This is a genomic window from Streptomyces sp. NPDC051320, assembly GCF_040682175.1.
Classification (GTDB): domain Bacteria; phylum Actinomycetota; class Actinomycetes; order Streptomycetales; family Streptomycetaceae; genus Streptomyces.
This window is the reverse complement of sequence record NZ_JBFBAL010000009.1, coordinates 267,165-293,503: the sequence shown is the minus strand read 5'-3', so window position 1 is coordinate 293,503 and position 26,339 is coordinate 267,165. Positions and strand designations below refer to the sequence as shown.

The 26,339-nt window shown below is 69.5% G+C and carries 24 protein-coding genes and 1 pseudogene; 6 read left to right on the top strand and 19 right to left on the bottom strand.

Translation table 11 applies throughout. The features are described from left to right. Positions 1-123: 123 nt before the first annotated feature. Complete coding sequence (locus AB0M87_RS21750) at positions 124-939, top strand: tyrosine-protein phosphatase (protein ID WP_365855306.1); 816 nt, start codon at positions 124-126, stop codon at positions 937-939. A gap of 37 nt (positions 940-976) precedes the next feature. Here the strand turns inward: AB0M87_RS21750 and AB0M87_RS21745 are convergent, their stop codons facing one another. From AB0M87_RS21745 to AB0M87_RS21660, 18 genes are all read right to left on the bottom strand, one after another. Continuing rightward, positions 977-1,105, bottom strand: a complete 129-nt coding sequence (locus AB0M87_RS21745) for a DUF6126 family protein (RefSeq protein ID WP_365855304.1) — start codon at positions 1,103-1,105, stop codon at positions 977-979. 16 nt (positions 1,106-1,121) lie between these two features. Beyond that, on the bottom strand, positions 1,122-1,703 hold the full coding sequence (locus AB0M87_RS21740; protein ID WP_365855302.1) for an XRE family transcriptional regulator: 582 nt from the start codon (positions 1,701-1,703) through the stop codon (positions 1,122-1,124). A gap of 99 nt (positions 1,704-1,802) precedes the next feature. Then, a complete protein-coding gene (locus AB0M87_RS21735) occupies positions 1,803-3,200 on the bottom strand; it encodes an aspartate aminotransferase family protein (protein WP_365855300.1) in 1,398 nt (465 codons plus the stop codon). Further along, on the bottom strand, positions 3,197-5,077 hold the full coding sequence (dxs, locus tag AB0M87_RS21730) for a 1-deoxy-D-xylulose-5-phosphate synthase (protein WP_365855298.1): 1,881 nt from the start codon (positions 5,075-5,077) through the stop codon (positions 3,197-3,199). Before dxs ends, AB0M87_RS21735 begins: the two co-directional genes overlap by 4 nt. 153 nt (positions 5,078-5,230) lie before the next feature. Further along, positions 5,231-6,253 carry an adenosyl-hopene transferase HpnH gene (gene hpnH, locus AB0M87_RS21725; RefSeq protein WP_365855296.1) on the bottom strand — a complete coding sequence of 341 codons (1,023 nt, stop codon included), beginning with the start codon at positions 6,251-6,253 and terminating at the stop codon, positions 5,231-5,233. A 5-nt stretch (positions 6,254-6,258) separates the two neighbouring features. After that, on the bottom strand, positions 6,259-6,897 hold the full coding sequence (locus AB0M87_RS21720) for a 1-hydroxy-2-methyl-2-butenyl 4-diphosphate reductase (protein WP_365855294.1): 639 nt from the start codon (positions 6,895-6,897) through the stop codon (positions 6,259-6,261). Beyond that, positions 6,897-8,942, bottom strand: a complete 2,046-nt coding sequence (gene shc / locus AB0M87_RS21715; RefSeq protein WP_365855292.1) for a squalene--hopene cyclase — start codon at positions 8,940-8,942, stop codon at positions 6,897-6,899. The genes AB0M87_RS21720 and shc overlap by 1 nt, the downstream gene beginning before the upstream one ends. A 102-nt stretch (positions 8,943-9,044) precedes the next feature. Beyond that, positions 9,045-10,127 carry a polyprenyl synthetase family protein gene (locus tag AB0M87_RS21710; protein ID WP_365855290.1) on the bottom strand — a complete coding sequence of 361 codons (1,083 nt, stop codon included), beginning with the start codon at positions 10,125-10,127 and terminating at the stop codon, positions 9,045-9,047. After that, on the bottom strand, positions 10,124-11,512 hold the full coding sequence (gene hpnE, locus AB0M87_RS21705; RefSeq protein ID WP_365855288.1) for a hydroxysqualene dehydroxylase HpnE: 1,389 nt from the start codon (positions 11,510-11,512) through the stop codon (positions 10,124-10,126). The genes AB0M87_RS21710 and hpnE overlap by 4 nt, the downstream gene beginning before the upstream one ends. A 127-nt stretch (positions 11,513-11,639) precedes the next feature. Next, positions 11,640-12,590: a presqualene diphosphate synthase HpnD gene (gene hpnD / locus AB0M87_RS21700; RefSeq protein WP_365855286.1), complete on the bottom strand. Its 951-nt coding sequence runs from the start codon at positions 12,588-12,590 to the stop codon at positions 11,640-11,642. Then, a complete protein-coding gene (gene hpnC / locus AB0M87_RS21695; RefSeq protein ID WP_365855284.1) occupies positions 12,587-13,525 on the bottom strand; it encodes a squalene synthase HpnC in 939 nt (312 codons plus the stop codon). The genes hpnD and hpnC overlap by 4 nt, the downstream gene beginning before the upstream one ends. Positions 13,526-13,982: 457 nt before the next feature. Next, the gene (locus tag AB0M87_RS21690; RefSeq protein ID WP_365855282.1) at positions 13,983-14,768 is read right to left on the bottom strand and encodes an ABC transporter ATP-binding protein; all 786 of its coding nucleotides are present in this window, start codon (positions 14,766-14,768) and stop codon (positions 13,983-13,985) included. Then, entirely contained in the window at positions 14,761-15,690 is a 930-nt protein-coding gene (locus AB0M87_RS21685; RefSeq protein ID WP_365855280.1) for an ABC transporter permease, read from the bottom strand. The genes AB0M87_RS21690 and AB0M87_RS21685 overlap by 8 nt, the downstream gene beginning before the upstream one ends. A 112-nt stretch (positions 15,691-15,802) precedes the next feature. Further along, a complete protein-coding gene (locus tag AB0M87_RS21680; RefSeq protein WP_365855278.1) occupies positions 15,803-16,687 on the bottom strand; it encodes a glycosyltransferase in 885 nt (294 codons plus the stop codon). Continuing rightward, complete coding sequence (locus tag AB0M87_RS21675; protein ID WP_365855276.1) at positions 16,684-17,463, bottom strand: CDP-alcohol phosphatidyltransferase family protein; 780 nt, start codon at positions 17,461-17,463, stop codon at positions 16,684-16,686. Before AB0M87_RS21675 ends, AB0M87_RS21680 begins: the two co-directional genes overlap by 4 nt. Continuing rightward, positions 17,441-18,502, bottom strand: a complete 1,062-nt coding sequence (locus AB0M87_RS21670; protein WP_365855274.1) for an iron-containing alcohol dehydrogenase family protein — start codon at positions 18,500-18,502, stop codon at positions 17,441-17,443. The genes AB0M87_RS21675 and AB0M87_RS21670 overlap by 23 nt, the downstream gene beginning before the upstream one ends. Further along, positions 18,490-19,227: a phosphocholine cytidylyltransferase family protein gene (locus AB0M87_RS21665; protein WP_365855272.1), complete on the bottom strand. Its 738-nt coding sequence runs from the start codon at positions 19,225-19,227 to the stop codon at positions 18,490-18,492. Before AB0M87_RS21665 ends, AB0M87_RS21670 begins: the two co-directional genes overlap by 13 nt. Continuing rightward, positions 19,224-20,999 carry a DUF5941 domain-containing protein gene (locus AB0M87_RS21660; protein ID WP_365855420.1) on the bottom strand — a complete coding sequence of 592 codons (1,776 nt, stop codon included), beginning with the start codon at positions 20,997-20,999 and terminating at the stop codon, positions 19,224-19,226. The genes AB0M87_RS21665 and AB0M87_RS21660 overlap by 4 nt, the downstream gene beginning before the upstream one ends. A 238-nt stretch (positions 21,000-21,237) precedes the next feature. Here AB0M87_RS21660 and galE point away from each other — a divergent pair, with 238 nt between their 5' ends. The 4 genes and pseudogenes from galE to idi all read left to right on the top strand — a co-directional run bounded on the left by galE (position 21,238) and on the right by idi (position 24,820). Next, positions 21,238-22,221, top strand: coding sequence for a UDP-glucose 4-epimerase GalE (gene galE, locus AB0M87_RS21655; protein WP_365855270.1), 984 nt, complete (start codon positions 21,238-21,240; stop codon positions 22,219-22,221). 142 nt (positions 22,222-22,363) lie between these two features. Next, on the top strand, positions 22,364-23,305 hold the full coding sequence (locus tag AB0M87_RS21650; RefSeq protein ID WP_365855268.1) for a cation diffusion facilitator family transporter: 942 nt from the start codon (positions 22,364-22,366) through the stop codon (positions 23,303-23,305). A 43-nt stretch (positions 23,306-23,348) separates the two neighbouring features. Further along, positions 23,349-24,092, top strand: a pseudogene (locus AB0M87_RS21645) (class I SAM-dependent methyltransferase); the annotation flags it as partial. A gap of 167 nt (positions 24,093-24,259) precedes the next feature. Next, the gene (gene idi / locus AB0M87_RS21640) at positions 24,260-24,820 is read left to right on the top strand and encodes an isopentenyl-diphosphate Delta-isomerase (RefSeq protein WP_365855266.1); all 561 of its coding nucleotides are present in this window, start codon (positions 24,260-24,262) and stop codon (positions 24,818-24,820) included. Here idi and AB0M87_RS21635 read toward each other — a convergent pair. Further along, complete coding sequence (locus AB0M87_RS21635; RefSeq protein ID WP_365855418.1) at positions 24,786-25,289, bottom strand: ATP-binding protein; 504 nt, start codon at positions 25,287-25,289, stop codon at positions 24,786-24,788. The two genes, idi and AB0M87_RS21635, sit on opposite strands and share 35 nt — an antisense overlap. Positions 25,290-25,501: 212 nt before the next feature. On the opposite strand from AB0M87_RS21635, the gene AB0M87_RS21630 reads away from it, so the two are divergent. Next, complete coding sequence (locus AB0M87_RS21630; RefSeq protein WP_365855264.1) at positions 25,502-26,275, top strand: enoyl-CoA hydratase-related protein; 774 nt, start codon at positions 25,502-25,504, stop codon at positions 26,273-26,275. The last annotated feature ends 64 nt before the right edge of the window (positions 26,276-26,339 follow it).

Genomic DNA, 26,339 nt, shown 5'->3' with positions numbered 1-26,339 from the left:
ACTGCCGGAATAAGCGAAGCCGGGGCTCCGCGGTCACGGCGAGAACCACACGGACCCCGGCAGGAAGCGATGTCGTATCGTCAAAGCCGCAGGCCCGATCGCATCCGCCCGGAGGAGCTTCCCGTGACGCAGCAACTGCCGCAGGTCCCGTCGACAGAGCCCGAGCTCACCGGGGTGCGCAATTTCCGCGACGTGGGTGGCCTGCCGACCGTGGACGGCCGGCGGGTGCGGCAGGGCCGGCTGTTCCGCAGCGGTCACCTCGCGCACGCGACCGCCGCCGACGCCGCGTTTCTCTCCACCCTGGGACTGCATACGGTCTTCGACTTCCGCAATGCCGCCGATCAGGCCCTGGACGGACCGGACGTGGAGCTGCCCGGCGTGCGCAATGTGAACATTCCGCTGACCGACCCGGCCGACGGCTCGGAGTTCTGGAAGATGGTTCGTGACGGCCATCTCGACGACCTGCGCAAGGTGCTCGGGAACGGCAGGGCGGCGGACCGGATGACCGCCTCCTACCGGTCGATCATCACGACCCGCACCGGCGAGCACAGCCGGGTGCTGCACGCTCTCGCCGAGGACAGTGTCCCGGCGTTGATGCACTGCGCGGCGGGCAAGGACCGGGCAGGCGTCTCGATAGCGATCTCGCTACTGGCCGTGGGTGTCGAACGCGACGCCATCGAGGCCGACTACCTGAAGTCGAACGACCTGCACCGGCGTTACCGGGTGAAGCGCGGCGACGCGTCGTCAGCCGCGAAGTCACCGGAGGTCATGGAGCTGCTCAGCCCGCTCTTCGAGGCCCGCGGGGAGTATCTGGCGGCGGCTTTCGCCACCGTGGAAGAGGTCTGGGGCACCACCGACCGCTACCTTGCCGAGGGGCTGGGGGTCACCCCCGAGACGCGGGAGAAGCTGCGCGTCAGGCTGCTGGACGACCCGTCCTGACCGCTGCGCTGCTGACGGCTTCCCCTGCTGCCCGCGTCTACTGCTGACCACCCACCGTGAACAGCAGATAGAGGAATCCGGCGAACAGGTGCCCCGCCACCAGGTAGGCGAAAAGCCGGATGACGAGGCCCCTGGGGAACTTCTTCTCCTCGTGCTTGACGGACATGACAGGTCTCCCTCGTTCAGTAGTGCAGATCCGGGCTCTGCAGCAGCGTGTGCACAAAGAGCAGCTCGGTTCCCTCGCGGGTGGCTGCGGCGATGCGGTGCGGGGTCAGTGAGTCGAAGTGCGCGCTGTCCCCGGGCGCGAGCTCGTGGACGGCCTCCCCGAGGGTCAGCCGCAGCGTCCCGGCCAGCACGTGGAGCCACTCCTCGCCGGGATGGACCCGCACCAGGTCGCGCTGCGCCCCGTACGGCACCCGAATCCGCAGGGCCTGCATCGCACGTCCCGAGCCGCCCGCGGTGTGGTACGCCCAGCCGTCCGCCTCCACCGCCTCGCGGAAACCGCCACGGATGATCGGGTCCCGCTCGGGCGGTGTCTCACCGAGCAGTTCGGAGACCGTCGTACCGTAGATCCGGGCGAGGGAGAGCAGCATCGGCAGCGAAGGCTGCCGGGCCGCCGTTTCCAGTCGGGACAGATGCGCCGGGGAGAGACCGGCCCGACGGGCGGCGGCCTCCAGGGTGAGCCGCGCGCGGCGGCGCAGTTCACGCAGCCGCGGTGCGACATCGGGGAGCTGATCGGCAGGAGAGCTCTCGGGCTTGCTCATGCACCCCATTGGGACAGCAAAATGCCTCAGAGGCAATTTTTTTGCCTCTGAGGCAAATTCTGCCGGGCGTCGCCGGAACCGCCGCCGGCGACGGCAGCCTCACCGGTTGGCGACGGCCTGCTTCACCAGCGTTTTGCCGAAGTCCCACATGAGGCCGCCGCCCCCGTGCGCATCGTCCATGACGGCCGTGAACGCCTCCACGAAGCGGTCCACTTCCTGTTCGCCGATGGTCAGCGGCGGAATCAGCTTGATCACTTCCAGGTGGTCACCGGAGACCTGAGTGAGGATGCGGTGCCGCTGCAGCAGGGGTACCACGACCATCTGTGCGAAGAGACCCTTGCGGGCGGCCTGGAGCATGGTCCACCGGCTGCGGAGCTTCAGTGACGCGGGACGGCCGAACTCGATGCCGATCATCAGCCCGCGCCCGCGCACGTCGTGCAGCAGTTCGTACTTCGGAACGAGTGCGGCCAGCCGGCTCTTCAGCAGTGCGCCGGTGGTCCGCGCGTTGGCGACGACTTCCTCGTCCTCCATCACCGAGAGCACCGCGAGCCCGGCGGCCATCGCCTGGGCGTTGGAGCCGAAGCTGGCCGAGTGCACCAGCACCCGGTCCATCGACGAGTAGACCTTCTTGAAGATCCAGTCCTTGCCGAGGGTCGCGCCGACCGGTACGTAACCGCCGGAGAGCGCCTTGGCCACGCAGACCAGATCCGGCTCGACGCCCGCCTCGTGCTGGTAGGCGTAGAAATCCCCGGTCCTGCCGAGGCCGGTCTGCACCTCGTCGGCGATCAGCAGCGCCTTGTACCGGTGCAGCAGTTCCTGGGCCGCCCGCAGGAACCCGGGCGGCGAGGCCAGTACCCCCTTGCCCTGGATCGGCTCGATGACGAAGCCGGCCACGTCGCCGCGCCGCAGCTCCCGCTCCAGTGCGTCCAGATCACCCATCTCGATGGCGGTGTCCGGCAGCAGCGGTGCGAAGCCGTCCCGGAATCCCGTCTCCCCGTTCACCGAGAGCGAGCCGGTGGTGAGACCGTGGAAGGCATGCGAGCAGTACAGGATCCTGGGCCTGCCGGTCGCGTACCGGGCGAACTTGAGCGCGGTCTCCACCGCCTCGGTACCGCTGTTGCCGAAGAACACCCGGTCCAGGTGCGGTGAGTGCGCCAGCAGCTTCTCGGCCAGCAGCCCGGGCAGCGGCTGACAGTCGAACCGGGTGAGATCCGCGAGCGAGGCATCCAGGACGTCATGCAGCGCCTTGCGGACCACCGGGTGATGCCGGCCGAGCCCCATCACGCCGAAGCCCGCGAGCATGTCGAGGTAGTCGTTGCCCTCGGCGTCCCAGAAGTACGCTCCCTCGGCCCGCTCGTAGACGTTGTCGAAGCCGATGGTGTGCAGCATGCGCGGGAGCTGGTGGTTCAGATACCTGGTGTGCAGTTCGTAGCGCTCGGCGCCCCGCTCGGCCAGCAGGGTGGCCAGGTCGAAGCCCTTGGGCGCGCCATCCGTCATTCCGTCGTCTCCTTGGCTGTCAGGGCGGCGCTGATCCGTCCCGCGATCTCGACGGGCGTGAGCCCGATGTCGGCCAGTACCTCGGCGCGCTTGGCGTGTGCGAGGAACTGTTCCGGGATGCCGAACGTGCGCAGCGGCACGTCGACGCCGCCGTCGCGCAGCGCCTGCCCGACCGCCGAACCCACGCCGCCGCTGCGGCTGTTGTCCTCGACGACAGCGACCATACGGTGTCCGGCGGCCAGCGGCGGGAGCTGCTCGTCCACCGGCTTGACCCAGCGGGGGTCGACGACCGTGCAGCCGATGCCCCGGCCCGCCAGGAGCTCGGCGGCCTGCAGGCAGACCGGCGCGAGCACGCCCACGGCGACCAGCAGCACATCGGGGCGCTCGGCGCGGTGCAGCACATCGATTCCGCCCACCCGGTCGACGGCGGGAACGGGCTCTCCCACCGACTCCTTGGGGAAGCGGAGCACCGTGGGCGCGTCGTGCACGTCGACGGCTTCCCGGAGCTGCGCCCGGAGCTGGTCCGCGTCACGCGGGGCGGCGATCCGCAGCCCGGGCACGACCTGCAGGAAGGACATGTCCCACATGCCGTTGTGCGAGGGCCCGTCGACACCGGTCACGCCGGCCCGGTCGAGTACGAACGTCACCCCGCATCGGTGCAGGGCGACGTCCATCAGCAGCTGGTCGAAGGCCCGGTTCAGGAACGTCGCGTACACCGCGACCACCGGATGCAGGCCACCGGTGGCCAGTCCGGCGGCGGAGACCGTCGCATGCTGTTCCGCGATGCCCACGTCCCAGACCCGGCCGGGAAAGCGCTCGGCGAACTTCGCCAGCCCGACGGGCTGGAGCATGGCCGCGGTGATGGCCACCACATCCGGGCGTTCCGCCCCGATCGCGGCGATCTCGTCCCCGAACACCGAGGTCCAGGAAGGCCCCTTGGGCGGGGCGAGCGGCTCACAGGTCAGCGGATCCATGACGCCCACGGTGTGGAAGTGGTCCGCGTCGTCCTCCAGGGCCGGCGGATAGCCACGGCCCTTCTCGGTCAGGCAGTGCACGAGCACCGGCCCGTGGAAGCGTTTCGCGCGGGCCAGCGCCGACTGGACGGCTTCGATGTCGTGCCCGTCGACCGGACCGAGGTATTTCAGCCCCAGATCCTCGAACATGCCCTGCGGTGCGAAGGCGTCCTTGAAGCCCTTCTTCGCGCCGTGCAGCGATTCGTACAGCGGCCGCCCCACGACGGGGGTGCTCTGAAGCACGTCCTTCCCCCAGCCCAGGAAGCGTTCGTAGCCGTCGGTGGTGCGGAGCGTGGCGAAGTGGTTGGCCAATCCGCCGATCGTCGGGCCGTAGGAACGCCCGTTGTCGTTGACGACGATGATCAGGGGTCGGTCGTCGGCGGCCGCGATGTTGTTGAGCGCCTCCCAGGCCATCCCGCCGGTGAGCGCCCCGTCGCCGATCACGGCGACGACATGGTCGGTCCTGCCGAGCACCTCGTTGGCCTTGGCGAGTCCGTCGGCCCAGCCCAGGACGGTGGAGGCGTGCGAGTTCTCGATGACGTCGTGCTCGGACTCCTCACGCGAGGGGTAGCCGGAGAGTCCGCCCTTGCAGCGGAGTTTCGAGAAGTCCTGCCGACCGGTGAGCAGTTTGTGTACGTAGCTCTGGTGGCCGGTGTCCCACAGGATGCGGTCGGCGGGTGAGTCGAAGACCCGGTGCAGCGCGATAGCGAGTTCGACCACCCCCAGGTTCGGTCCCAGATGACCGCCTGTCCTGGCTACCGCCTGAACCAGGAACTCCCTGATCTCCTCGGCCAGTCGACCCAGCTCGGCTGCCGGCAGCGCCTTCAGGTCACGCGGCCCCCGGATATGCTCCAAGATCGACACGCTCGGGCCCCCTCTCGGATTCTTTTCAGCTCACCCTGACGTCGCCACCGCCGGCCCGACCCGGCTGCGCCGCGAGGGGCGGCGTCGCGCGAGGGTCGGGCCGGCGGTTCGGGGAGCCCCGGTGTCACAGGCTCTCCAGCGGTGGTCATCACGTCACCCGCGGTTTCCCGAGACGGTCTCGCGGGCAGCCCTGATGGTTTCCTTGAGCGAGCCCATGGTGGCGAGTACGGCGGTCGGTTCGTAACCGCAGTGCGCCATGCAGTTGGCGCAGCGGTCGTCCTTGCCGCGGCCGTACTTGTCCCAGTCGGTTTCCTCGACGAGCTTCTTGTAGGTGGTCACGTACCCGTCGCTCATCAGGTAGCAGGGGCGCTGCCAGCCGAAGAGCGAGTAGTTGGGAATCGCCCATGCGGTGCACGGGAAGTCCACCTTGCCTTCGAGGAAGTCCAGGAAGAGCGGGGAGTGGTTGAGACGCCAACGGCGCCTGTTACCGCCCGCGAACGACTTCTTGAACAGCTCCCTGGTCTGCTCGACACCCAGGAAGTGCTCCTGGTCGGGCGCCTTCTCGTAGGCGTAGGCGGGCGAGAGCATCATCTCGTCCACATCGAGGTCGTCGTTGAGGAAGTTGAGCACCTCGATGATGTTCTGCGGGGTGTCGGTGTTGAAGAACGTGGAGTTGGTCGTGACCCGGAAGCCGCGCCTCTTCGCCTCCTTGATGGCCTCAACGGCCTCGTCGAACACCCCCTCTTTCGCTACTGATTCGTCGTGCCGCTCGCGCAGTCCGTCGATGTGCACGGTGAACGCGAAATAAGGGGAGGGCGTGAACTTCTCGATCTTCTTGCGCAGCAGCATCGCGTTGGTGCAGAGGAAGACGTACTTCTTCTTCGCCACCAGCTGCCGGACGATCTCGTCGATCTGCGGGTGCATCAGCGGTTCGCCACCCGCGATGGAGACCATCGGGGCGCCGGACTCGAGGACCGCCCCGACAGCCTGTGCCACCGGCATACGCTGCTTGAGGACGCCCGCCGGGTGCTGGATCTTCCCACAGCCCTCACAGGCGAGGTTGCACGCGTAGAGCGGTTCCAGTTCGACGATCAGCGGGAATTTCTCACGCCTGCGGAGCTTCTGTTCGAAGAGATACGTCCCGACCCTGATGGTCTGGCGAAGCGGCATGGCCATCTAGCTCACCTCCTGGGGAGCAGCAAAGAACGGTGCCATTCATAGAAAGCTGGAAGGACGGCACGAAGAACACGGAAGGCCGATATTCCTCCGCGAACCGTCCCGATGGAAACGAGTTCATGTTCTGGAGCGTCCACGACCACTCGTACGGCCGCAACCGGGCGGGACCCGGTCCGTACGGCGCTCCAGAGCGTCGCCGCGGATTCCATGTCCACGGCGATCGCCCCTGTGTCACGCAGTTCGGCCTGCTCATGACCGCGTACCACATGGTCCGAACCGGTCAGTGGACCGGTGTGCACGGTGCGTCCGGGCAGGGCGGCAGCGAGGGCCTTGGCAAGCACCTCGATCCCCACGCAGGCGGTGGTGCCACCGCCGCCCCTGGTCTCCTCGGCGACAATCAGGTCTCCCGGGTGCATCCCGGACAGCAGACCTGCGCAGAAGCCGGACGCGATCACGGCGGTGTCCCGGGCAGGGGCCTCGCCGAGCACGCGGGTGGTGGCGGAGGCAGCCGCCTCGGGGCCCATACCCGTGCGGAGCACCGTCACCGGCCCCGGGGCACCCCTGCGGTCGCCGCTGCGCAGGGCGAGCCTCTCGATGCCCAGCGCACAGGCGATCAGCAGTGGTGTACCCGGAGCCGTGGTCATCAGTGGGCCCGCCGTGATGCGGCGAAGGGCTCCCCGTGGACATAGCGGCCCAGTGCGGTGAGCGGGAAGACCTGCCGGTAGAGGTGGTAGTTGATGGAGAAGTCCCAGGGAAAGCCGGTGCCGGTGAAGTACGGCTCGTCCCATGAGCCGTCCGCACCCTGGGCCCCGGCGAGCCAGGAGACGCCGCGTTCCACGGCCTTGTTCTCCCGCTCCCCCGCCGCCAGCAGCGCCAGCAGCGCCCAGGCGGTCTGCGACGCGGTCGATACGCCGTGGCCGATCCACTCCTCGTCCTTGTACGAGCGGAGGTCCTCGCCCCAGCCACCGTCCTCGTTCTGCACGGACTCGAGCCAGCTGACCGCCCGGCGGATCGCCGGGTGCGAGGCCGGCAGGCCGGCCGCGACGAGTGCGGGGACCACCGAGCCCGTACCGTAGACGTAGTTGACGCCCCAGCGGCCGAACCAGGCGCCGTTCGCCTCCTGTTCGGCGAGCAGCCACTCGATGCCGCGCTGGGTACGGGGGTCGCGCGCCAGTCCCTCGACGGCCAGCATCTCCACCACATGGGCGGTGACATCCGCCGACGGCGGGTCGATGACCTCACCGAAGTCGCAGAAGGGCAGCCGGTTGGGGAAGGGGCTGGAGTTGTCGGCGTCGAAGGCGCCCCAGCCTCCGCCCTTGGACTGCATCCCCAGGTTCCAGCGCACACCGCGCGCGATGGCCCCTTCGAGTCTGCCGTGGTCGGGCACGCTGACCCGGCGCAGCGCCAGGGCGACCTCGGCGGTGTCGTCGATGTCCGGGTAGTTGTCGTTGTGGAACTCGAACGCCCAGCCTCCCGGCGCGAGTTCCGGACGGCGTACGGCCCAGTCGCCCGGCCGGTCGATCTCCTCGCCGAGCATCCACTCGGCGGCCTTGACGAGAGCCGGGTGGTCGGGGCGCACCCCCGCGTCGGCGAGTGCGATGGTGGCCAGGCAGGTGTCCCAGACCGGGGACTGGCAGGCCTCGATCATGCGGGAGCCGTCCTCGCGCCAGACCGCGAACCGGTCCAGTGACGCCAGACCGGCCCGCATCACCGGGTGGTCGATGTCGTAGCCGAGCAGATGCAGGGCGATCACCGAATACACGGCCGGCGGCTGGATGCCGCCCCAGCACCCGTCGTTCTCCTGGCGCTCGATGATCCAGCGCGCCGCCGCGTTCATCGCCGTCCTGCGCAGCCTGCGCGGGGCGAACCGGTGGTACACGTGCAGCGCCTTGTCGAGTCGCTGGAACGCGCCGTCCCAACTGGCGACCGGAGCGAGACGTTTCGCCGGATTGGGATCGGCCGGGTCGATGTGCAACTCGTCGAGGGTGAACGGCGCCGGACGGACCGGGCGCTTCGCGGAGACGACCGTCAGCGGCACGATCGTCTGACGTGCCCAGCAGCCGAAATCGTAGATGTTGAGCGGCAGCCACTTCGGGAAGAAGATCACCTCCGGTGGCATCTCGGGGAGGTCCTCCCACTTCCACCAGCCGAAGAGCGCGAGCCAGATCCGGGTGAAGACCCTGCTCGCCGCGACGCCGCCCTGCGCGCGGATCCAGGCGGATGCCCGCGCCATGTGCGGGGCGTCCGGGCTGTCCCCGGCGAGTCGCAGCGCGACATACGCCTCGATGGTGGTGGACAGTTCGCCGGGCCCCTCGAAGAACGTGGCCCAGGTACCGTCGGGGCGTTGCTCGCCCCGGATGAACCGGCCGGCCGCCTCGGTGGTCCGCGCGTCCTGGATGCCGAGGAACTGCCGCAGCAGGAGGTCCTCGGCATCCATGGTCACGTTCGTCTCGAGGTCGCCCTTCCACCAGCCCTGGGCGTCCTGGACGCCCAGCAAGTACTCCACCGAACGTGCCGCGGCCTGTTCGGCGGCCTCGCGTACCGGATCGCCGATCGGTGTGGCGGGGACCGTGGGGGCGGTCGCGGTCGTTGCGGTTGTCGTGCTGGTTGCAGTTGTTACGGTTGTTTCGCTGGCCGCGGCTGCGCGGGGCTCCAGGGCTCCGGGGCTTCCGTCGGTCGTCGCTGTCATGGCTTCCCCTTCGTGCAGTTGCTTCCTCTGCTGTGCTGGGGTCTCCGTCGGCCGGTGCCGCGGGGCACCGGCCGGCGACCGCGATTTATGTGGCGATGGTGATCATCTCTTCCGTACTACGACGAAGTCCGCGAGCGCGACGAGCTGCGCTCGCACCTTTTCCGGCATGTCGACGCCGGTGAGGGCGTCGACCGCGATGGCGTGTTGCCTGCGGGCCTCCTCGGAGGTCCACGCGCGGCCGCCTGCCTCCTCGATCAGAGCCGCCCTCGCGGCGAACTCCTCCTCGGAGAAAGTGTCGAAATCACTGCACTTGGCATCCGCGGCGAGCAGCGCGCCCAGCTGTTCGGATGCCGGGCCGCCTGCTGCGAGCGCCGCGACGACCGGCAGCGACTTCTTGCGCTGGCGCAGATCGCTCCAGGTCTGCTTGCCGGTGGCTTCCGGGTCGCCCCAGATGCCGAGCAGGTCGTCGACAGCCTGGAACGCGAGGCCGAGGTGATGCCCGTACGACTCCAGAATGTCGGCGGTGCGGTCGTCGGCACCACCGAGCACGGCGCCGATGGACACCGCACAGGCGAGCAGCGCGCCGGTCTTGTTGCCCTCCATCTCCAGGCACTCCTCGACGGTGACCCGTTCGCGGTGCTCGAAGGAGATGTCCTGGGCCTGGCCGTCGATCAGTTTCCGGCTCGCGGTGGTGAGCCGCCGCGTCGCCCGGCCGGCCTCCACGGTCCCGATCTCCAGCAGGATCTCGTTGGCGAGTGCGAACAGCGCGTCCCCGACGAGGATCGCCTGCGCCGGTCCGTGCACCTTCCAGACGGTGTCACGGTGGCGGCGCTGCTCGTCACCGTCCATGAGGTCGTCGTGCAACAGTGAGAAGTTGTGGACGAGTTCGACGGCCACCGCCCCGGGGATGCCGACCTCGGCGGCGGCGCCTGCCGCTTCGGCGGAAAGCAGCGCCAGCGCCGGGCGGACCGCCTTTCCGCCGTCGCCGTGCGCGGGGCGGCCCTCGGCGTCGATCCAGCCGAAGTGGTAGGCGGCGACGGTGTCCATGGGCGGCGCGAGCCGGTCAACGGCAGCACGCAGCACCGGTGAGGACAGTGTGCGTCCGCGCTCCAGAAGCGCGACAATGTCGACGGTGTCTGCGGCCGGGGTCACAGGCTCTCCTCTTGTTCCAGTAGCAATGCTCATGCCGCCTCCTGAAGCGGATGATCGTGGGAGCGCCCGAGCGCGGAGAGCGCAGCCCTTGCGGCGCTGAAACCGCTGCGCACGGCGCCCTCCATGGTCGCGGGCCATCCGGTGGCGGTCCACGCGCCGGCCAGATAGAGGCCGGGGGCCCGGGTGGGGGCCCCGGGGCGCAACTGTCCGACCCCGGGAGCGGGCGCGAAGGTGGCGGTCCGTTCCCGGGTGACGAAGAAGTCCTGTACGGCGGCGCCCCGGGCGGCCGGCAACAGCCGCTGGAGCTCCGGAAGGTAACGCTCGCGCAGTACGGAGACCGGCGCGTCGATGTCGTCGTCGGCGGCGGACTGGGACACGGCCAGGTACTGTCCGCCGCCCTTCAGCCCCGAGATGTCGGTCCGGTCGAAGACCCACTGGACGGGGCTGCCGAGCGCGGCGAAGAAGGGCTTGCGCAGCACCTTGCGGTCGTACACGACATGGAGGTTGAGGATCGGTGAGGTGCCGATCTCCAGCAGCTGGTCGGCCTCGTCGAGCGCCCCTTCGGGCAGCAGCGCATGGGCCTCGCGCTGCGGCACTGCGAGCACCACCGCGTCCGCCTCGAGCGTCTCACCGGTGATCTCCACCTGCCAGCGCCCGTTGTCCGCGCGGACGACACCTGCCGCCCGGGTGCGCAGCTCGGTGCGGACGCCGGCGGAGTCGAGTGCTTTGCGGGCGAGGGTGTCGTGCAGTTCACCCAGCGGTACCCGAGCCCAGCCGATGTCAGCTGCGCCCGGCTCGGAGAGAAGGCCGGTCTTGAAGACCATCGCGGCGAGCCCGAGCGAGGCGTGCGGCGCGGTGGCGTTCAGCGTCGCGACGCCCACCAGGTCCCAGAGCGCCTCGATGGTGCGGTCCGACTGGCCGTGGCTGCGCAGCCAGCTCGCGAAGTCGACGGCGTCGAGCGCCGGGTCGGCGAGGTCCAGCCGCTTGAGGGCCAACGCGGCCCGTCCGACGCTCGCCCGCTCGGCGAGCGTCAGATGCGGATAGGTCGCGAGGCTCCGGGCCAGGTGCAGCGGGACGGGCAGCGCACTGCGGCGGAGCCGCCCGAGCCGTGGCCCGCCGGCCGCGGCGATGTCGAGCACCGGCACGTCGAGCCGGTCCTGCAGCGGGGCCAGGGCGGCTCCGTCGACGCGGTCGAGGAACCAGCGGTACGCGGTGCAGCAACGGAGGTACACATGCTGTCCGTTGTCGACCGTGAGGTCACCGCGGCGGAAGGAGAAGACCAGGCCGCCCAGGCGTGGCCGCCCTTCGATCAGGGTCACCCGTACCCCGGCGTCGGCGAGTTGGAGTGCCGCGGTGATACCCGCCAGGCCACCGCCGACCACTACGGCATCCGCGGGCCGCTCGTTCTCGGTTCTCATGGCCCCTCCTCTGTGGCCACGTCGTCCGGGCAGGGACGACAGGCCGTTGAAGTCAGGGACGCCTCGGCTCCCCGTGAGGTTGAGAGTTGTCCGAACGCCGGCGGCAGTGGCGGTCCTTCCAGGGGCATCAGGCACGCCGCCGGGCGCTCTGCCGGGCAATGGACCTGGTATCGAACCCGGACAGACCGCGCACCGCGACATAGGCCTTCTCCCGTCCCGGCAGCGAAACCCGGCCGCGCAGCACGGCCTCCGGGTCGCGCTCGATGCGGTCGAGGAGGCGCCGGTAGATACCCGCCATGGCGGCGACGCAGGCGCCGCTGCGGCGGTCCAGATAGGGCAGCAGCCGGTAGCCCTCGGCGAACAGCGCACGGGCCCGGCGAACCTCGAAGTGCACCAGCCCCGTGAAGTCGGAGCCTGCGGGCGGCATCGCACTGTGGAAGCCTTCGGCGCAGCCGAACTTCGCCAGGTCATCGGCGGGCAGGTAGCTGCGTCCGTTGCCCGCGTCCTCCCGGACATCCCTGAGGATGTTGGTGAGTTGCAGGGCGAGGCCGAGGGTGTCGGCGTACTCGGGTGCCCGGTCCGCGCCGGGCACGCCCGCTCCGCCGCCGAAGATGCCGAGCGAGAGCCGGCCGATGGCGCCCGCGACGCAGCGGCAGTAGACCTCGAGGTCTTCCCAGGTCTCGTAGACCTGGCCGCGGACGTCCATCAGTACGCCGTCGATGAGCTCGTCGAGCCCGCCGAGCGGGATCGGGAATCGGCGCGACGCGTCCGCCAGCGCCACCGCGACCGGGTCCGTGTCGTCCTCGTCGACGGCGCCTTCGCGGATGCGACCGAGGAGTTCGCGGGTCGCCTCGAGACGCGTCTGCTTGACCTCCGGCGCGAGTTCGCCGTCCCCGATGTCGTCGACACGGCGCGAGAAGGCGTACAGCGCGGACATGGCCAGGCGCTTGTCGGTCGGCAGCAGCCTGATGCCGTACGCGAAATTGCGGGCCTGCTGCCCGGTCACGGCCTCGCAGTAGGTGTATGCGGCCATCACGGCCCCGGACACCGGCGTTTGTCCCTCCACGGTCCCGCTCACCCCTCTCTACGCGTTCCTCGCAAGACGGCTCCCACTTCGCGCAGCAGTCCGAGCTTGGTTGGCTTGGGCGGTCCGGGAAGTACGTCGAACCCGGCGGCGGCGACCGCCCTGAGGGCGGCACTTCCGCCGGCCACGAACCCGGCGAGCAGCAGCTTGAGTCTGCCGTGGACGCTACCCACCAGTGGGGTGCCTTCATTCAGCAGATCACGGGCGCGTTCGGCTTCGTACGCGACCAGTGCGCGCACCGACGCGCCCGCGGTCGGCGCGGCCAGATCCGCTTCGCGGACATGGAACCGCGACATGTCCTGGGCCGGGAGGTAGATACGGTCGCGGCCGAGGTCCTCGGTGACGTCCTGGAGGTGCTCGACGATCTGCAGCGCGGTGCAGATGGCATCCGAGCGCCTGATCCGCTCGGGGCTCGCGGTGCCGGTGAGCTGGAGCACGAGACGGCCCACCGGATTGGCGGAGAGTTCGCAGTAGGCGAGCAGGTCCTCGTAGGTTTCGTACCGCCGGACCTTCTGGTCCTGACGGTTCGCCTCGATGAGTCCGAGGAACGGCTCGGGGGTGAGGGCGCAGCGGCGGACGGACGGCTGCAGCGCGCGCAGGATGGGGTGGCGCGGTGCCCCGCCGGGTGCCGTCGGACCTGCAGCGTTTCCGAAGACACGGTGCAGATCGGCCTCGAAAGCGTCGAGCATCGCGAGGCGGTCGTCGGCCTGTTCCGGGGCGAGGCCCAGGAGACGGGCCTCGGTGGCGCTGGAGGCGAGGTCGCCGTCGCCGATGTCGTCGACGAGGCGGGCATAGCCGTACACGGCCATCAGGTCGTCGCGCCAGGCCCGGGGCAGGAAGAAGGGGGCTACCGGGAAGTTCTCGTCGGCGGCCTTGTCGAGCGTCGTGCGCGCATGGAGATCGGTGCCCGCGCCGCCGGCCCCCGTCATCGCATATGCCCAGGTGCGGGAACGGCGGAAGCGTCTCGGAGCGCGGAAGCGTCTCGGAGCTGGGACACGCCCGTTGCCATTGCCGTCACATCTCCCGTTCTACACTGCCAACTCAATGCATCCCTTTTCGGACACGCCGCACGGACCTCCGAGCAGGGCGCCGCCGGTTGGGCGTCGCAGGACTGTCGGCCCGATCGCCGCTCATCAGCACCGGTACAGCTTACGTTGTACAACTACCGACTCGTCGGCAGGGTGTGGTGCGCATTACGAGAACAACTCAATCAGCGCCAACCTTCCCCACTCGGACCTTACTTGACGATCACTTGACTCTTTCGGACCAGCGCGCCGGGACCGGCACCTGTCCCCGGTGCCCAGCCGACCCCGGGTCAAAACGCGGCGGCCACACCGCAGTGGCCCCGTCGGACCACTCCGGCGGGGCCACTGCGGTGCGACGCGGCTACTTGCCGGTCTCCTTCTCGTATGCCTTGATGACCTCGTCGGTCGGGCCGTCCATCAGCAGCTCGCCCTTCTCCAGCCACAGAACACGGTCGCAGGTGTCCCTGATCGACTTGTTGCTGTGGCTGACCAGGAAGACCGTGCCTGCCTCCTTGCGGAGCTCCCGGATACGCTGCTCGGACCGGATCTGGAACTTCCGGTCACCGGTGGCCAGCGCCTCGTCGATCATGAGGACGTCGTGGTTCTTGGCCGCCGCGATGGAGAACCGGAGCCTGGCCGCCATGCCGGACGAATAGGTCCGCATCGGCAGCGTGATGAAATCGCCCTTCTCGTTGATGCCCGAGAAGTCGACGATGCCCTGGTAACGCTCGCGGATCTCCTCGCGCGACATGCCCATGGCCAGGCCGCCGAGTATGACATTGCGCTCGCCGGTGAGATCGTTCATCAGCGCCGCGTTCACGCCGAGCAGCGAGGGCTGGCCGTCGGTGTAGACCTTGCCGCTCTCCGTCGGCAGCAGTCCGGCGATGGCGCGCAGCAGGGTCGACTTGCCCGATCCGTTGGAGCCGATCAGGCCGATGGCCTCGCCCCGGTAGGCGGTGAACGTCACACCGCGTACGGCATGGACCTTGCGGACGCCGCGCGACGCGCTCTTGTCCTTGCCGACGATCCGGCTGAGCGCCGCTGTCGCACCCCCCTTGCCACCGCCGCGGGCGTTGACGCGGTACACGATGTGGACCCCGTCGGCGATGACCGTGGGGATGCGCGCCTGGTTGTTTTCCTCAGCCACGGCCGTACCGCTCCTCAGCCTTCCAGAAGTACACAAAGCCCGCGATGCCCATGAAGGCCGCCCAGAACAGCGCGGCGACCCAGACGTGCGGGGGCAGGTTGGACGCACCGTACCCGTCGATCAGGGCGTACCGGATGAGATCCATGTAGATGGCAGCCGGGTTGTACTGCAGGGTTTGGCCGATCCAGGGCGGCTTGCCGGCCAGCATCACCTTGATGCTGAACATGACACCGGACGCGTACATCCAGGTGCGCATGACGAACGGCATCAGTTGGGCCAGGTCCGGGGTCTTGCTGCCCAGCCGCGCCATGACCAGGGCGATCCCGGTGTTGAACAGGAACTGGAGGACCAGCGCGGGGATCATCAGCAGCCAGCGGAGCGAGGGGTAGCTGCCGAAGCCCACCGCCACGACGACCAGCACGATCATGGAGAACAGCAGCTGCTGCAGCTGCTGCATCGCGAACGAGATGGGCAGCGAGGCGCGTGGGAAGTGCAGCGCTCGGACCAGCCCCAGGTTCCCCGAGATCGCCCGGACGCCGGCCATCACCGAACTCTGCGTGAAGGTGAAGACGAAGACGCCGGTGACCAGAAAGGGAATGAAGACGGAATGGGGCATCCCCCGGCCGGAATGCAGGATGAGGCCGAAGATCAGGTAGTAGACCGCCGCGTTGAGCAGCGGGGTCGCCACCTGCCACACCTGGCCGAGTTTGGCCTGGCTGTACTGCGCCATCAGCTTGGCCTGGGAGAAGGCCAGGATGAAGTGGCGTCTTCCCCAGAGTTGCCTGGCATAGGCGAGGAGGCCGGGCCGGGCACCGCTCACCGACAGGCCGTACTTGCCGGCCAGCTCGGCCGGGGACAGACCGTCGTCGGGAGACGGGCGGTCGCTCAGCGCGACCGCACCGTCATGGGTTGTGTCACTCACAAGTTGAAACTTTCGTGTTCAAGATGCGCTGTCGGATCGGGCACAGGCGGCCGGGGTCAGGAGTACGCCCGATGCTCTCAGACTCGAGCCTCCCGGACCACAGGAGGTCGACTCAGATCACCGGCGGCCGGCCCAGCCGGGTAAGCCGCCAGACGGTACGCCATTTCATCGGGCTGCGGCGACCGCACGGCGTCGTCCAGCCTTCCTTGAAGCCGCCGAACCAGGCCTTCAGTGCCGGAGCCGAGGGGCGGCGGAGCAGGGTGAGCAGCATCCACACGCCGAGATAGACCGGCACCAGCGGCGCAGGAAGGTTACGGCGTGCGAGCCAGACCCGGTTCCGGGCGACCATCCGGTGGTAGACCGCGTGCCTGGACGGTGCGGTCGTCGGGTGGTGCAGGACCATGTCGGCGCGGTAGTCGATCATCCAGCCGCCGTCGAGGGCCCGCCAGGCCAGGTCGGTCTCCTCGTGAGCATAGAAGAACTCGCCCGGGAGCGCGCCGACCTCGGCGATGACCCGGGACCGTACGGCGTTGGCGCCACCTAGGAAGGTCGTGACCCGCGAGGAGTGCATCGGGTCGGAGGCCCGCAGCCGCGGGACGTGACGGCGCTGGGTGACTCCGGTGTCCGGATCGGCGATCCGGAAGCTGATGATGCCCAGCTCCGGGTCGGCTGTGAAGGCCTGCCGGCAGAGCTCGGCGGTGTCCGTGTGGGGCAGCAGCCCGTCGTCGTCGAGGAAGAGCAGCACGTCCACGTCGGTGCCGGAAGGACCGAAGGCCTCGATCCCGACGTTGCGGCCGCCGGGGATGCCCAGGTTCTCGCGCAGCTCGACGGTGCGTACGCCCGCGGGGACGTCCGGCACCGGTGCTCCGTTGCCGACCACGACCACCTCGACCGGTGCGCCGTCCTGCTTGGCGACCGAGTCGAGCAGGGCCCGTAGCTCATCGGGGCGGTTCCCCATGGTGATGATCACCGCGCCGACCTTCAGGGGGGCGGTCACTTGAGCCTGCTCGAGGCCAGGATGGACACGAGGTGCAGCAGGGTCTGCAGGAGCGCGATACCGGCCAGCACGGCGACGCCGAGCCGGGAGAAGAACAGGTCGCCCCTGACCGAGTCCACGATCGCCAGGACCAGGATGAGCAGAGACGCCTCGATCCCCAGGACGAGCCGGTGGAACTTCAGCGCCGCGGCCGCCCTGCGGGCCAGCGCCACGCCGGACGAGCGCGGCTCGGACGCGGCCTCCTTGACCGGCGGCAGGCCCTGCTGGTGACGGGCGACGCCGACCAGGTCGGTCTCGGCCTTGATCAGGATGGCGCCGAGGGCGGCGAGGGTGCCCAGGAAGGCCCACAGCCAGTCGATCCGCCCGGAGCCCCACAGATCGGCGGCGCGCAGGCCGAAGCCGACCAGCACCGCGGCGTCGCACAGGTAGGCGGCGACCCGGTCCAGGTACACCCCGGCCATCGAGTACTGCTTCTTCCAGCGGGCGAGCTCGCCGTCGACGCAGTCGAAGAGCAGGTAGAGCTGGACCATCACCACGCCGAGTATCGCGCCGGTGATCCCGGGAACCAGGAGAGCGGGGGCGGCGAGGGCGCCGGCGACCGTCATCACGTAGGTCACCTGGTTGGGGGTGACCCGCGTGTTCACCAGGTGCCGGTCCATGCGCAGCGAGAGCTCGCGCATGTAGAGGCGGCCTCCCCAGTGCTCGCCGCTCCGCCGGTCCTTGACGCCCGGAGGATGAACGACCGGGCGGAGTTCAGCTACCGATGGCTTTTGCATAGTCGGCGTAAGCGTCCTTGATCTGGTCTGCGGACAGGTTGAGGTGCTCCAGGATGGTGAAGCGTCCCGGGCGGGTCTGCGGGGCGTAGGCGACGGCCTGGACGAACTCGTCCGTGCTGAAGCCGATCTCTTCCGGCAGTACCGGAAGCGCGTGCCGGCGCAGCACCTCGGCGAAGAGGCCGGACTCCTCCACGGCCCCCCGCAGGTGCATGGCGAAGGCGGCACCGAGTCCCACCTGCTCGCCGTGGCTTGCGGCGCGCTGCGGGAAGAGCAGATCGAAGGCGTGGCTGATCTCGTGGCAGGCGCCGGACGAGGGCCGGGTGTCCCCGCTGATGGAGATCGCGATGCCGGAGAGCACGAGCCCCTCGGAGAGGACCATCAGGAACTCGTCGTCACCCACTCCGCCGGGGTGTCGCAACACCGCTTCCCCCGCGGTACGGGCCATCGCCGCGGCCAGTCCGTCGATCTCCTCGCCGTTGACCCGGTGGGAGAGTTCCCAGTCGGCGATGGCCGAGAGGTTGGAGATGGCGTCCCCGATGCCGGAACGGACGAAGCGGGCCGGGGCCGCGCGGATCACATCGAGGTCGATGACGATCGCTATCGGCGTGGGGACTCCGTAGGACCCCCGGCCGTTGTCGTTGTCCAGCGTGGACACCGGCGAGCAGATGCCGTCGTGCGAGAGATTGGTCGCGACAGCGACCATCGGCAGGCCCACCCGGGCCGCCGCGTACTTGGCCACGTCGATGATCTTGCCGCCGCCCAGCCCGACCACGGCGTCGTACCGCTTGCCCTTGATGCCGTCGGCCAGGGTGACCGCCGAATCGATGGTGCCGTCGGCGACCGCATACCACTCGGCGCCGGGCAGCAGGGGGGCCAGCTTCTCGCGCAGTACCTGGCCCGAGCCGCCGCTGACCGCGAACGCGAGCTTGCCCGATGCGGAGATCCGCTGGTCGGCGAGAAGACCGGCCAGATCGTCCAGGGCGCCGCCCCTGATGTCCACGACGACCGGGGACGGGATGAGCCTCGTCAGTACTGGCACGCGATCTCACGGCCCTTCGCGAGGTCGTCGTGGTTGTCGATCTCGACCCACTTCAGGTCACCGATCGGGGCCACGTCGACGCGGAAGCCGCGGTTCACCAGTTCCTGGTAGCCGTCCTCGTAGTACAGGTCGGGGTCGCGCTCGAAGGTGGCCCGCAGGGCGTCGGCGAGTTCTTCGGCCGCTTCCGGCTCGATGAGGGTGACGCCGATGTACTCGCCGGTGGCGGACGCCGGGTCCATCAGCTTGGTGATCGTACGGACGGCGTTGGCGTCGTCCGTGATGACCTTCATCTCCTCGTCGGCGAGGTGCTTCACCGTGTCGAGGGCGAGAATGATCCGCTGGCCCTGGCCGCGGACGGCCAGCAGCGTCTTCTCGACGGAGACCGGGTGCACCGTGTCGCCGTTGGCCAGGATGACGCCCTGCTTGATGACATCACGGGCGCACCACAGGGAGTAGGCGTTGTTCCACTCCTCGGCCTTGTCGTTGTCGATCAGCGTGAGCTTGACGCCGTACTTCTCTTCGAGCTCGGCCCGGCGCGCGTACACGGCCTCCTTGCGGTAGCCGACCACGACCGCCACCTCGGTGAGCCCGACCTCGGCGAAGTTGCCCAGCGCGATGTCGAGGACGGTACGCTCACCGTCCACGGGCACCAGGGCCTTCGGCAGGGTGTCGGTGTAGGGGCGCAGACGCCGGCCGGCGCCGGCGGCCAGTACGAGGCCGATCATGCGGGTTCTCCTTCGTCATGTACAGCAGGTGCTCCGGAAGACACCCAGAAGCGGATGCTTTCGGTGACCACCACAAGAGCCACGGCCACGGCGAGCACCGTGAGCGCGACAGTGAAACCTGAATTGCCGGTGGACTGCGCCGTCAGCAGTGCGGCGAGTACGGCCACCACCAGCGTCCGGCCCTCATGCCCGCCGACCGTCCGCACCAGCCACCGGGGCGGCGCGCCGGTGCCACCGCGGATGCGGTACACCGTGTCGTAGTGATGGTAGGCGACCGCGGACACCAGTCCGAAAGCCGCGGGCACCGCCTCGTTCACGTCGGAGCGGGCTGCCAGAACGAGGATCGTCAGGTACTCGGCAGCGCGGAAGACGGGCGGCACCAGCCAGTCGAGCGGGCCCTTGAGCGGGCGGGACACCGCCGCCCCGGCGCAGACGGCGTACACGGCGGCGGCCACCGCCGGCCACCAGCTGCCCACCGGGGCGAGGAGCGAGGTGGTGACCACTGCGGCACCGCCGAGGAAGGCGATCACCGGAAGCGCGCCGCGCGGTCCGCGGACGAGACGGCCGGCGATCCGGGCGATCGGACCCGAGTCGGCGAGGTCCGCCAGTGCCTGGGCCGCCCGGTCGGTGCGGGTGGCGCGGCGGGTCAGGGAGCGCAGTACCCGTCCTGCCGTGGTATAGCAGGCGGCGAGCGCGCAGCCTATGAGCAGCGCGTAGAAGACGATCCGCGGGGTGGTCACCGCGGTCAGTACCGCGATCATCGCCCATCGCTCGCCGATCGGCAGCACGATCATCCGGCGTACCCAGACGGTCCAGCCGACGCTGTCGAGCTTGTCGGAGAGTGCGGCTGTGGGGCTGGTGTTGGACGTCGCGTCGTGGTTGGCCTCGTTGAACGAGAAGTCCACCACGTGGCGCCCGGTCTGCAGCACCATCGCGCCGAGTGCGAGGACCCAGACGTCGTCGCCGCCGTGGGCCGCGCCCAGCGCGAGACCCGCGTAGTACGCGTACTCCTTGGCCCGGTCGAAGGTCGCGTCCAGCCAGGCGCCGAGCGTCGAGTACTGCAGTGAGTAGCGGGCGAGCTGCCCGTCCGTGCAGTCCAGGACGAAGGAGCACAGCAGCAGCACACCGGCGGCGACATAACCGGCCCGGGTACCGGTCGCCGCACAGCCGGCCGCGATGAGCGCGGTGAGCAGCGAGGCGGTGGTGACCTGGTTGGGGGTGAGTCCCCGGCGGGCGCACCAGCGGGCGATGTACCGCGAGTAGGGGCTGATGCAGTACGTCGTGAAGAAGCCGTCGCGGGACTTGACCGCGGTACGCAACCGCACGGCCTCGTCGTCGACCGCGGCGACGGCGGCCCTGGCCTCGTGCCTGGTCTGCGGGTCGGAGGGAACCGCGGCGATCAGGCTGCCCAGTTCGGGCCGCTGCACGGCTGTCCCTTCCCGGTCCAGCGCGGCGGCGAGGGCGTCGGGGCCCGGTCCGCCGACGGCCAGCGCCCGGTTGAGCGCGGGGCGTGCCTCGGGCTGGACGGCGAGTGCGCCGGGGACCGCTGCGGCGGCGAACCGTGGATCGGTCAGCGCGAGCCTGAGCGCGTGCAGGTGTCCGACGAAGCGGGTGTCGACGACGGCGACGCGCTCGTCGGCCGGGGCCGCGACGAGCAGCTTGGTGGTCTCATCGGCCTCGGCTGCGGTGCAGACGTCAAAGCCCAGCGACCGGAGATCGCTTTCGAGCGACGATCCGGGTACCGGCGCACCGGTGAGGATGGCGGTCGACAGACGAACTCACTCCTTGGAGCCGGCGTGGCACACGCTGAGACGGCCCGTCCCCGGCAGGGGCGGGCGGCGTGTCGGCAGAGGCTATCGGATGGATGGAAGCCGGAGTTCACGGGCCGTTCACGTGCCGACCGGGCCGGGCCCGGCTGTGCGCCGCCTGCCGCGGACATCATGATCGATCGGTCCCCCGGGCGACAAACCGCGGGGCCCGCGCACCACGGCGCTCTATAGGGTGGCCGGTATGACATGGCTGATCACAGGTGGGGCGGGGTACATCGGGGCGCACGTGGTGCGGGCGATGACGGCGGCCGGTGAGCAGGTGGTCGTCATCGACGACCTGTCCAGCGGGGTGGCCGAGCGACTGCCGGACGCCGCTGCGCTGGTCCGCGGATCCGTCCTGGACCGCGAGCTGCTCGACGAGACCCTTGCCCGGTACGACATCGGCGGTGTGGTGCACCTCGCGGCCCAGAAGCAGGTCGGGGAGTCGGTGGAGCAGCCCCTGCGCTACTACCGGGACAATCTCCACGGCCTGACGGTGCTGCTGGAAGCGGTGGTCGCAGCAGGGGTGCGGCGCTTCCTCTTCTCCTCGTCGGCTGCCGTGTACGGCGTTCCCGATGTGGAGTTGATCACCGAGTCGACCCCCTGCCTGCCGATCAACCCGTACGGCGAGACGAAACTGGCCGGCGAATGGCTGGTACGTGCCGCGGGGCGGGCCCATGGGCTCTCCACGGCCTGTCTGCGCTATTTCAACGTGGCGGGCGCGGGGTCGCCCGCGCTGGCGGACACCGGGGTGTACAACATCGTCCCGATGTTCTTCGACCGGCTGACCCGTGGTGAGGCCCCCCGGATCTTCGGTGACGACTATCCCACCCCGGACGGCACCTGCATCCGCGACTACATCCATGTCGCCGACCTCGCCGACGCCCATCTCGCGGTCGCACGCAAGCTCTCCGGCGAGCGGGCTGCCGGTGATCTCACCCTCAACATCGGCCGTGGTGAGGGCGTATCGGTGCGGGAACTGGCCGATCTGGTGGGCGAGATCTCCGGAAGCCCCCTGTCACCGGTGATCGAGCCACGCAGGCCCGGGGACGCGGCGAAGGCGGTCGCCTCTGCGGAGCTGATTACCCGCGAAGTCGGCTGGAAGGCATCGCGCGGGGTACGCGAAATGATCGATTCGGCATGGCAGGGATGGTGCACCCGACACCCCGAGGCCGGCCGGGACTGACCTCGACACCGCCCTGACCTGCGAACATTTCCGCAGGTCAGGGCAGCTGACAACGGTGTTCAGTCTCGTGTTGCCCGGTGCCCCTGCACCGTAGTTAGCTGGCTTTCCGACAGACCTGCTCGCGAACCGGAAGGTGGCCTTCATGGGGGCTGGGCACGATCACGGACATGCGCACGGTGGGCCGCCGCCGACCGGCACCGCTGCGGCGGCCCACCAGGGGCGGCTGCGGATCGCGCTCTGCATCACCCTGAGCGTGATGGTCGTGGAGATCGTCGGCGGTCTCGTCGCGGATTCCCTGGCGCTGATCGCGGACGCCGCCCACATGGCGACGGACGGGCTCGGGCTCGCCATGGCGCTGCTGGCCATCCATTTCGCCAACCGGCCGGCCGGCAGGAACCGCACTTTCGGCTTCGCCAGGGCGGAGATCCTGGCGGCGCTCGCCAACTGCCTGCTGCTGCTGGGCGTGGGTGGCTACGTCCTTTACGAGGCGGTCCAGCGGTTCATCAGTCCGGCCGACACCGCGGGCGGCCTCACCATCGTCTTCGGTCTGGTCGGCCTGGTCGCCAACATGATCTCGCTCACCATTCTGGTACGGGGACAGCAGGACAGCATCAACGTCCGCGGCGCCTATCTGGAGGTGCTGGCCGACGCGCTCGGCTCGGTCGCCGTGCTGGTCTCCGCCGGGGTGATCCTGACGACCGGCTGGCAGTTCGCGGACCCCGTCGCGTCCTTGGTGATCGGCCTGATGATCGTTCCTCGCACCGTCAAGCTGCTCCGCGAGACGCTCAACGTGCTGCTGGAGGCGGCACCGAAAAACATCGACATGGGAGACGTGCGGGCCCATATCCTGGGCCTGCCCGGTGTGGCGGACGTACACGACCTGCACGCCTGGACCATCACCTCCGGCCTGCCGGTGCTCTCCGCGCATGTGGTGGTGAGCCCCGGCGTCCTCGACTCGGGCGGGCACGAGAAGATACTGCACGACCTGCAGGGCTGCCTCGGGCACCACTTCGATGTGGAGCACTGCACGTTCCAGCTCGAGCCCGGCGGCCACGCGGAGCACGAGGCGAAGCTCTGCCACTGACTGCCGACCGTCGCCGAACACCAGGACGCACACCTTGTCCGACATGTCAGAGACCTCCGAAGCATCGGCCACTGACGCCTTCTTCGCTCTCCACCACGGGCTGCCACGCCAGGGCCCCGGCTCCGACGACACCACCCGCAGGCTGCTGTCCCTCGCGGGCCCGCTGCCTGCCCGTCCCCGGGTACTCGACCTGGGCTGCGGCCCCGGCAGGTCGGCGCTGCTGCTGGCCGCCGAGGCCGGGGCCGACGTGACCGCGGTCGATCTGCACGAGCCGTTCCTCGCGGAGCTGCGCCGGAGCGCGTCCGCACGCGGACTCACCGACTCGATCCGTACCGTCAACACCGATATGGGTGAACTTCCTTATGCTGACGGATCGTTCGATCTCCTCTGGGCCGAGGGCTCCGCATATCTCATCGGCGCCGATCACGCGTTGCGCCAGTGGAAACGGCTGATTGCCCCGGGGGGCACGCTGGTCGTCACCGAGTGCGTCCGGACCACCGCCCAACCGTCTGCGGCGTGCCGTGCCTTCTGGGAGGCCGAATGTCCGCTGCGTACGGTGGACGAGGGCGCCGCAGCCGCGGTGGCCGCCGGATACCGCGTGCTCGGCGTGTATCAGCAGCCGGAGAGTGACTGGGACGAGTACTACGTCCCGCTCGCCGAACGGGTCACGGTCACCGTCCCGGACGGTCCTGCCATGGAACGGGCGGTCGCCGCCACTCATGAGGAACTCGCCATGCGGCGTGATCACGGTGGGGAATACGGTTATGCCGGATACGCCTTGCGCCCCGAGCACCCGGCCGGTGTCACAGCGGCCGGAGCATTCTGATATTCCGGTCGGTGCCCCCGGCACGCAGTGTGCCGGGGGCACCGACACGTCCCGCGCTCCGAAGTGCGGACAAGCCGCTTTTGTACGGCAGACTGAGGAGCCGGTGATGCCCGATGCTAAGGATGGTTATGTCGAACGGCGCAGCAGAAGCGATCATGCTCGAACTGGTCGATGAGAGCGGCACGACCATCGGGACTGCGGAGAAGCTCTCCGCACATCAGGCCCCCGGTCAACTGCACAGGGCCTTCTCGGTGTTTCTCTTCGACGAGTCCGGACGGCTGCTGCTCCAGCGTCGGGCGCTCGGCAAGTACCACTCCCCCGGAGTGTGGTCCAACACCTGCTGCGGGCATCCGTATCCGGGCGAATCCCCGTTCGCCGCTGCGGCCCGGCGCACCTACGAGGAGCTGGGCGTCTCCCCCACGCTGCTCGCCGAGGCGGGCACGGTCCGCTACAACCACCCGGACCCGGAATCGGGCCTGGTCGAGCAGGAGTTCAATCATCTCTTCGTGGGTCTGGTGCGGCTGCCCCTGCGCCCGGACGCCGAGGAGGTGGACGACACCGCGTTCGTCACCGCGGCCGAACTGGCCGAGCGTCACGCATCGGATCCGTTCTCCGCCTGGTTCATGACGGTGCTCGACGCGGCGCGACCCGCGGTCAAAGAGCTGACGGGGCCACGCGGGGGCTGGTGAGCGTTGGAGCGAGCGGCAGCGCGGCCCAGATGACCTTGCCGCCGCTCGCGGTCTGTTCCACCCCGCAGGTGCCGCCCGCCTCGGCGCTCATCTCGCGGACCAACATCAGCCCACGGCCCCCGGTCTGCCCTTGGTCAGCCTCCAGCGCCTTGGGCCGGTACGGATGGTTGTCCTCGACGGACACCCGGATCCAGGCCGCTCCCACCGCGACCTCGACGGCCACTTCGGGGGAGAGCAGAGCGGCGTGCCGTACCGCGTTGGTGACCAGTTCGGAGACGATCAGCAGCAGGCACTGCACCGTTTCGTCGACCACCGGGACCTGTTGGCGTCTCAACAGGTCCCGGACGGCGTGCCGCGCCTGCGGTACCGAGACGTCGACCGACGGAGCGGTGAACCGCCACACGCCTTCGTACGACGGAGGGCGGAACGAAGCCGGCTCGGGCGGGCTGCTGCTCCCGCGGCTCTCCATATCCCGGCCCCCGCCCTCGCGCTCGGTTGTCACCACACGACGAGTGTTGGGAATGAACAGGTCGGTACCGGTCAACTGAACAGAAGTCAGCGCCTATCGACGTAATTCGATCGCCAGGGATCGGATACGCCTCTTCCAAGACCAATTCCGATCTCTTATTCACGTCTTTGCATTCACATTTCCTGCGTACCGGCTCCGCTAGCATCCGACGCATGGAGCCGCAGCTCGACCACACCGTCACGGACGGTGTCGCCACCGTCGTCATCAACCACCCCGCCAAGCGCAATGCGATGACGGCCGGCATGTGGCAGGCGCTCCCGGTGCTACTGGACCGGCTGGCCGGCGATCCCGCCGTGCGGGTCCTGGTGCTCACCGGTGCGGGCCGCACTTTCTGCGCCGGCGCCGACATCTCGACACTGCGCGAGCCCGGCGAGCAGGCACAGGGACTCGCGGTCCGGGCGGAGGAGGCGCTCGCCGCTTTCGCCAAGCCGACGCTGGCGGCCATACGCGGCTACTGCGTCGGCGGTGGCTGCCAGCTGGCGGCGGCGTGCGACCTCCGCTTCGCCGAGGAGGGTGCCTCCTTCGGCGTGACCCCGGCGAAGCTCGGCATCGTCTATCCCGCGTCGGCCACCCGCAGGCTGGTGGACCTGGTGGGTCCGGCCACTGCCAAGTACCTGCTGTTCTCCGCCGAGTTGATCGGCACGGAGCGCGCGCTGCGCACCGGCCTGGTCGATGAGGTGCCGGCCGCCGGGGAGCTGGACGAGCGGGTGGCCGAGTTCAGCCGCATCCTCGTGTCACGGTCCCAGCTGACGCAGGCGGCAGCCAAGGAGTTCGCCGGGGGCCGCCACGACCGCGATGCGTACTGGAGGGAACAGGCCCAGGGGGCGGGCGACACCGCGGAGGGGATCACCGCCTTCCTGGAACGGCGCGAGCCGCGCTTCACCTGGAGCCCGGCTCGGCCGGCTGCGGGCGCCGGTACGGGATGACCGGGCGGGAGGCTGCCCCGCCTTCGGCGCGGTCACACAGCCCTTCCCCTGCGTACCGACCAGT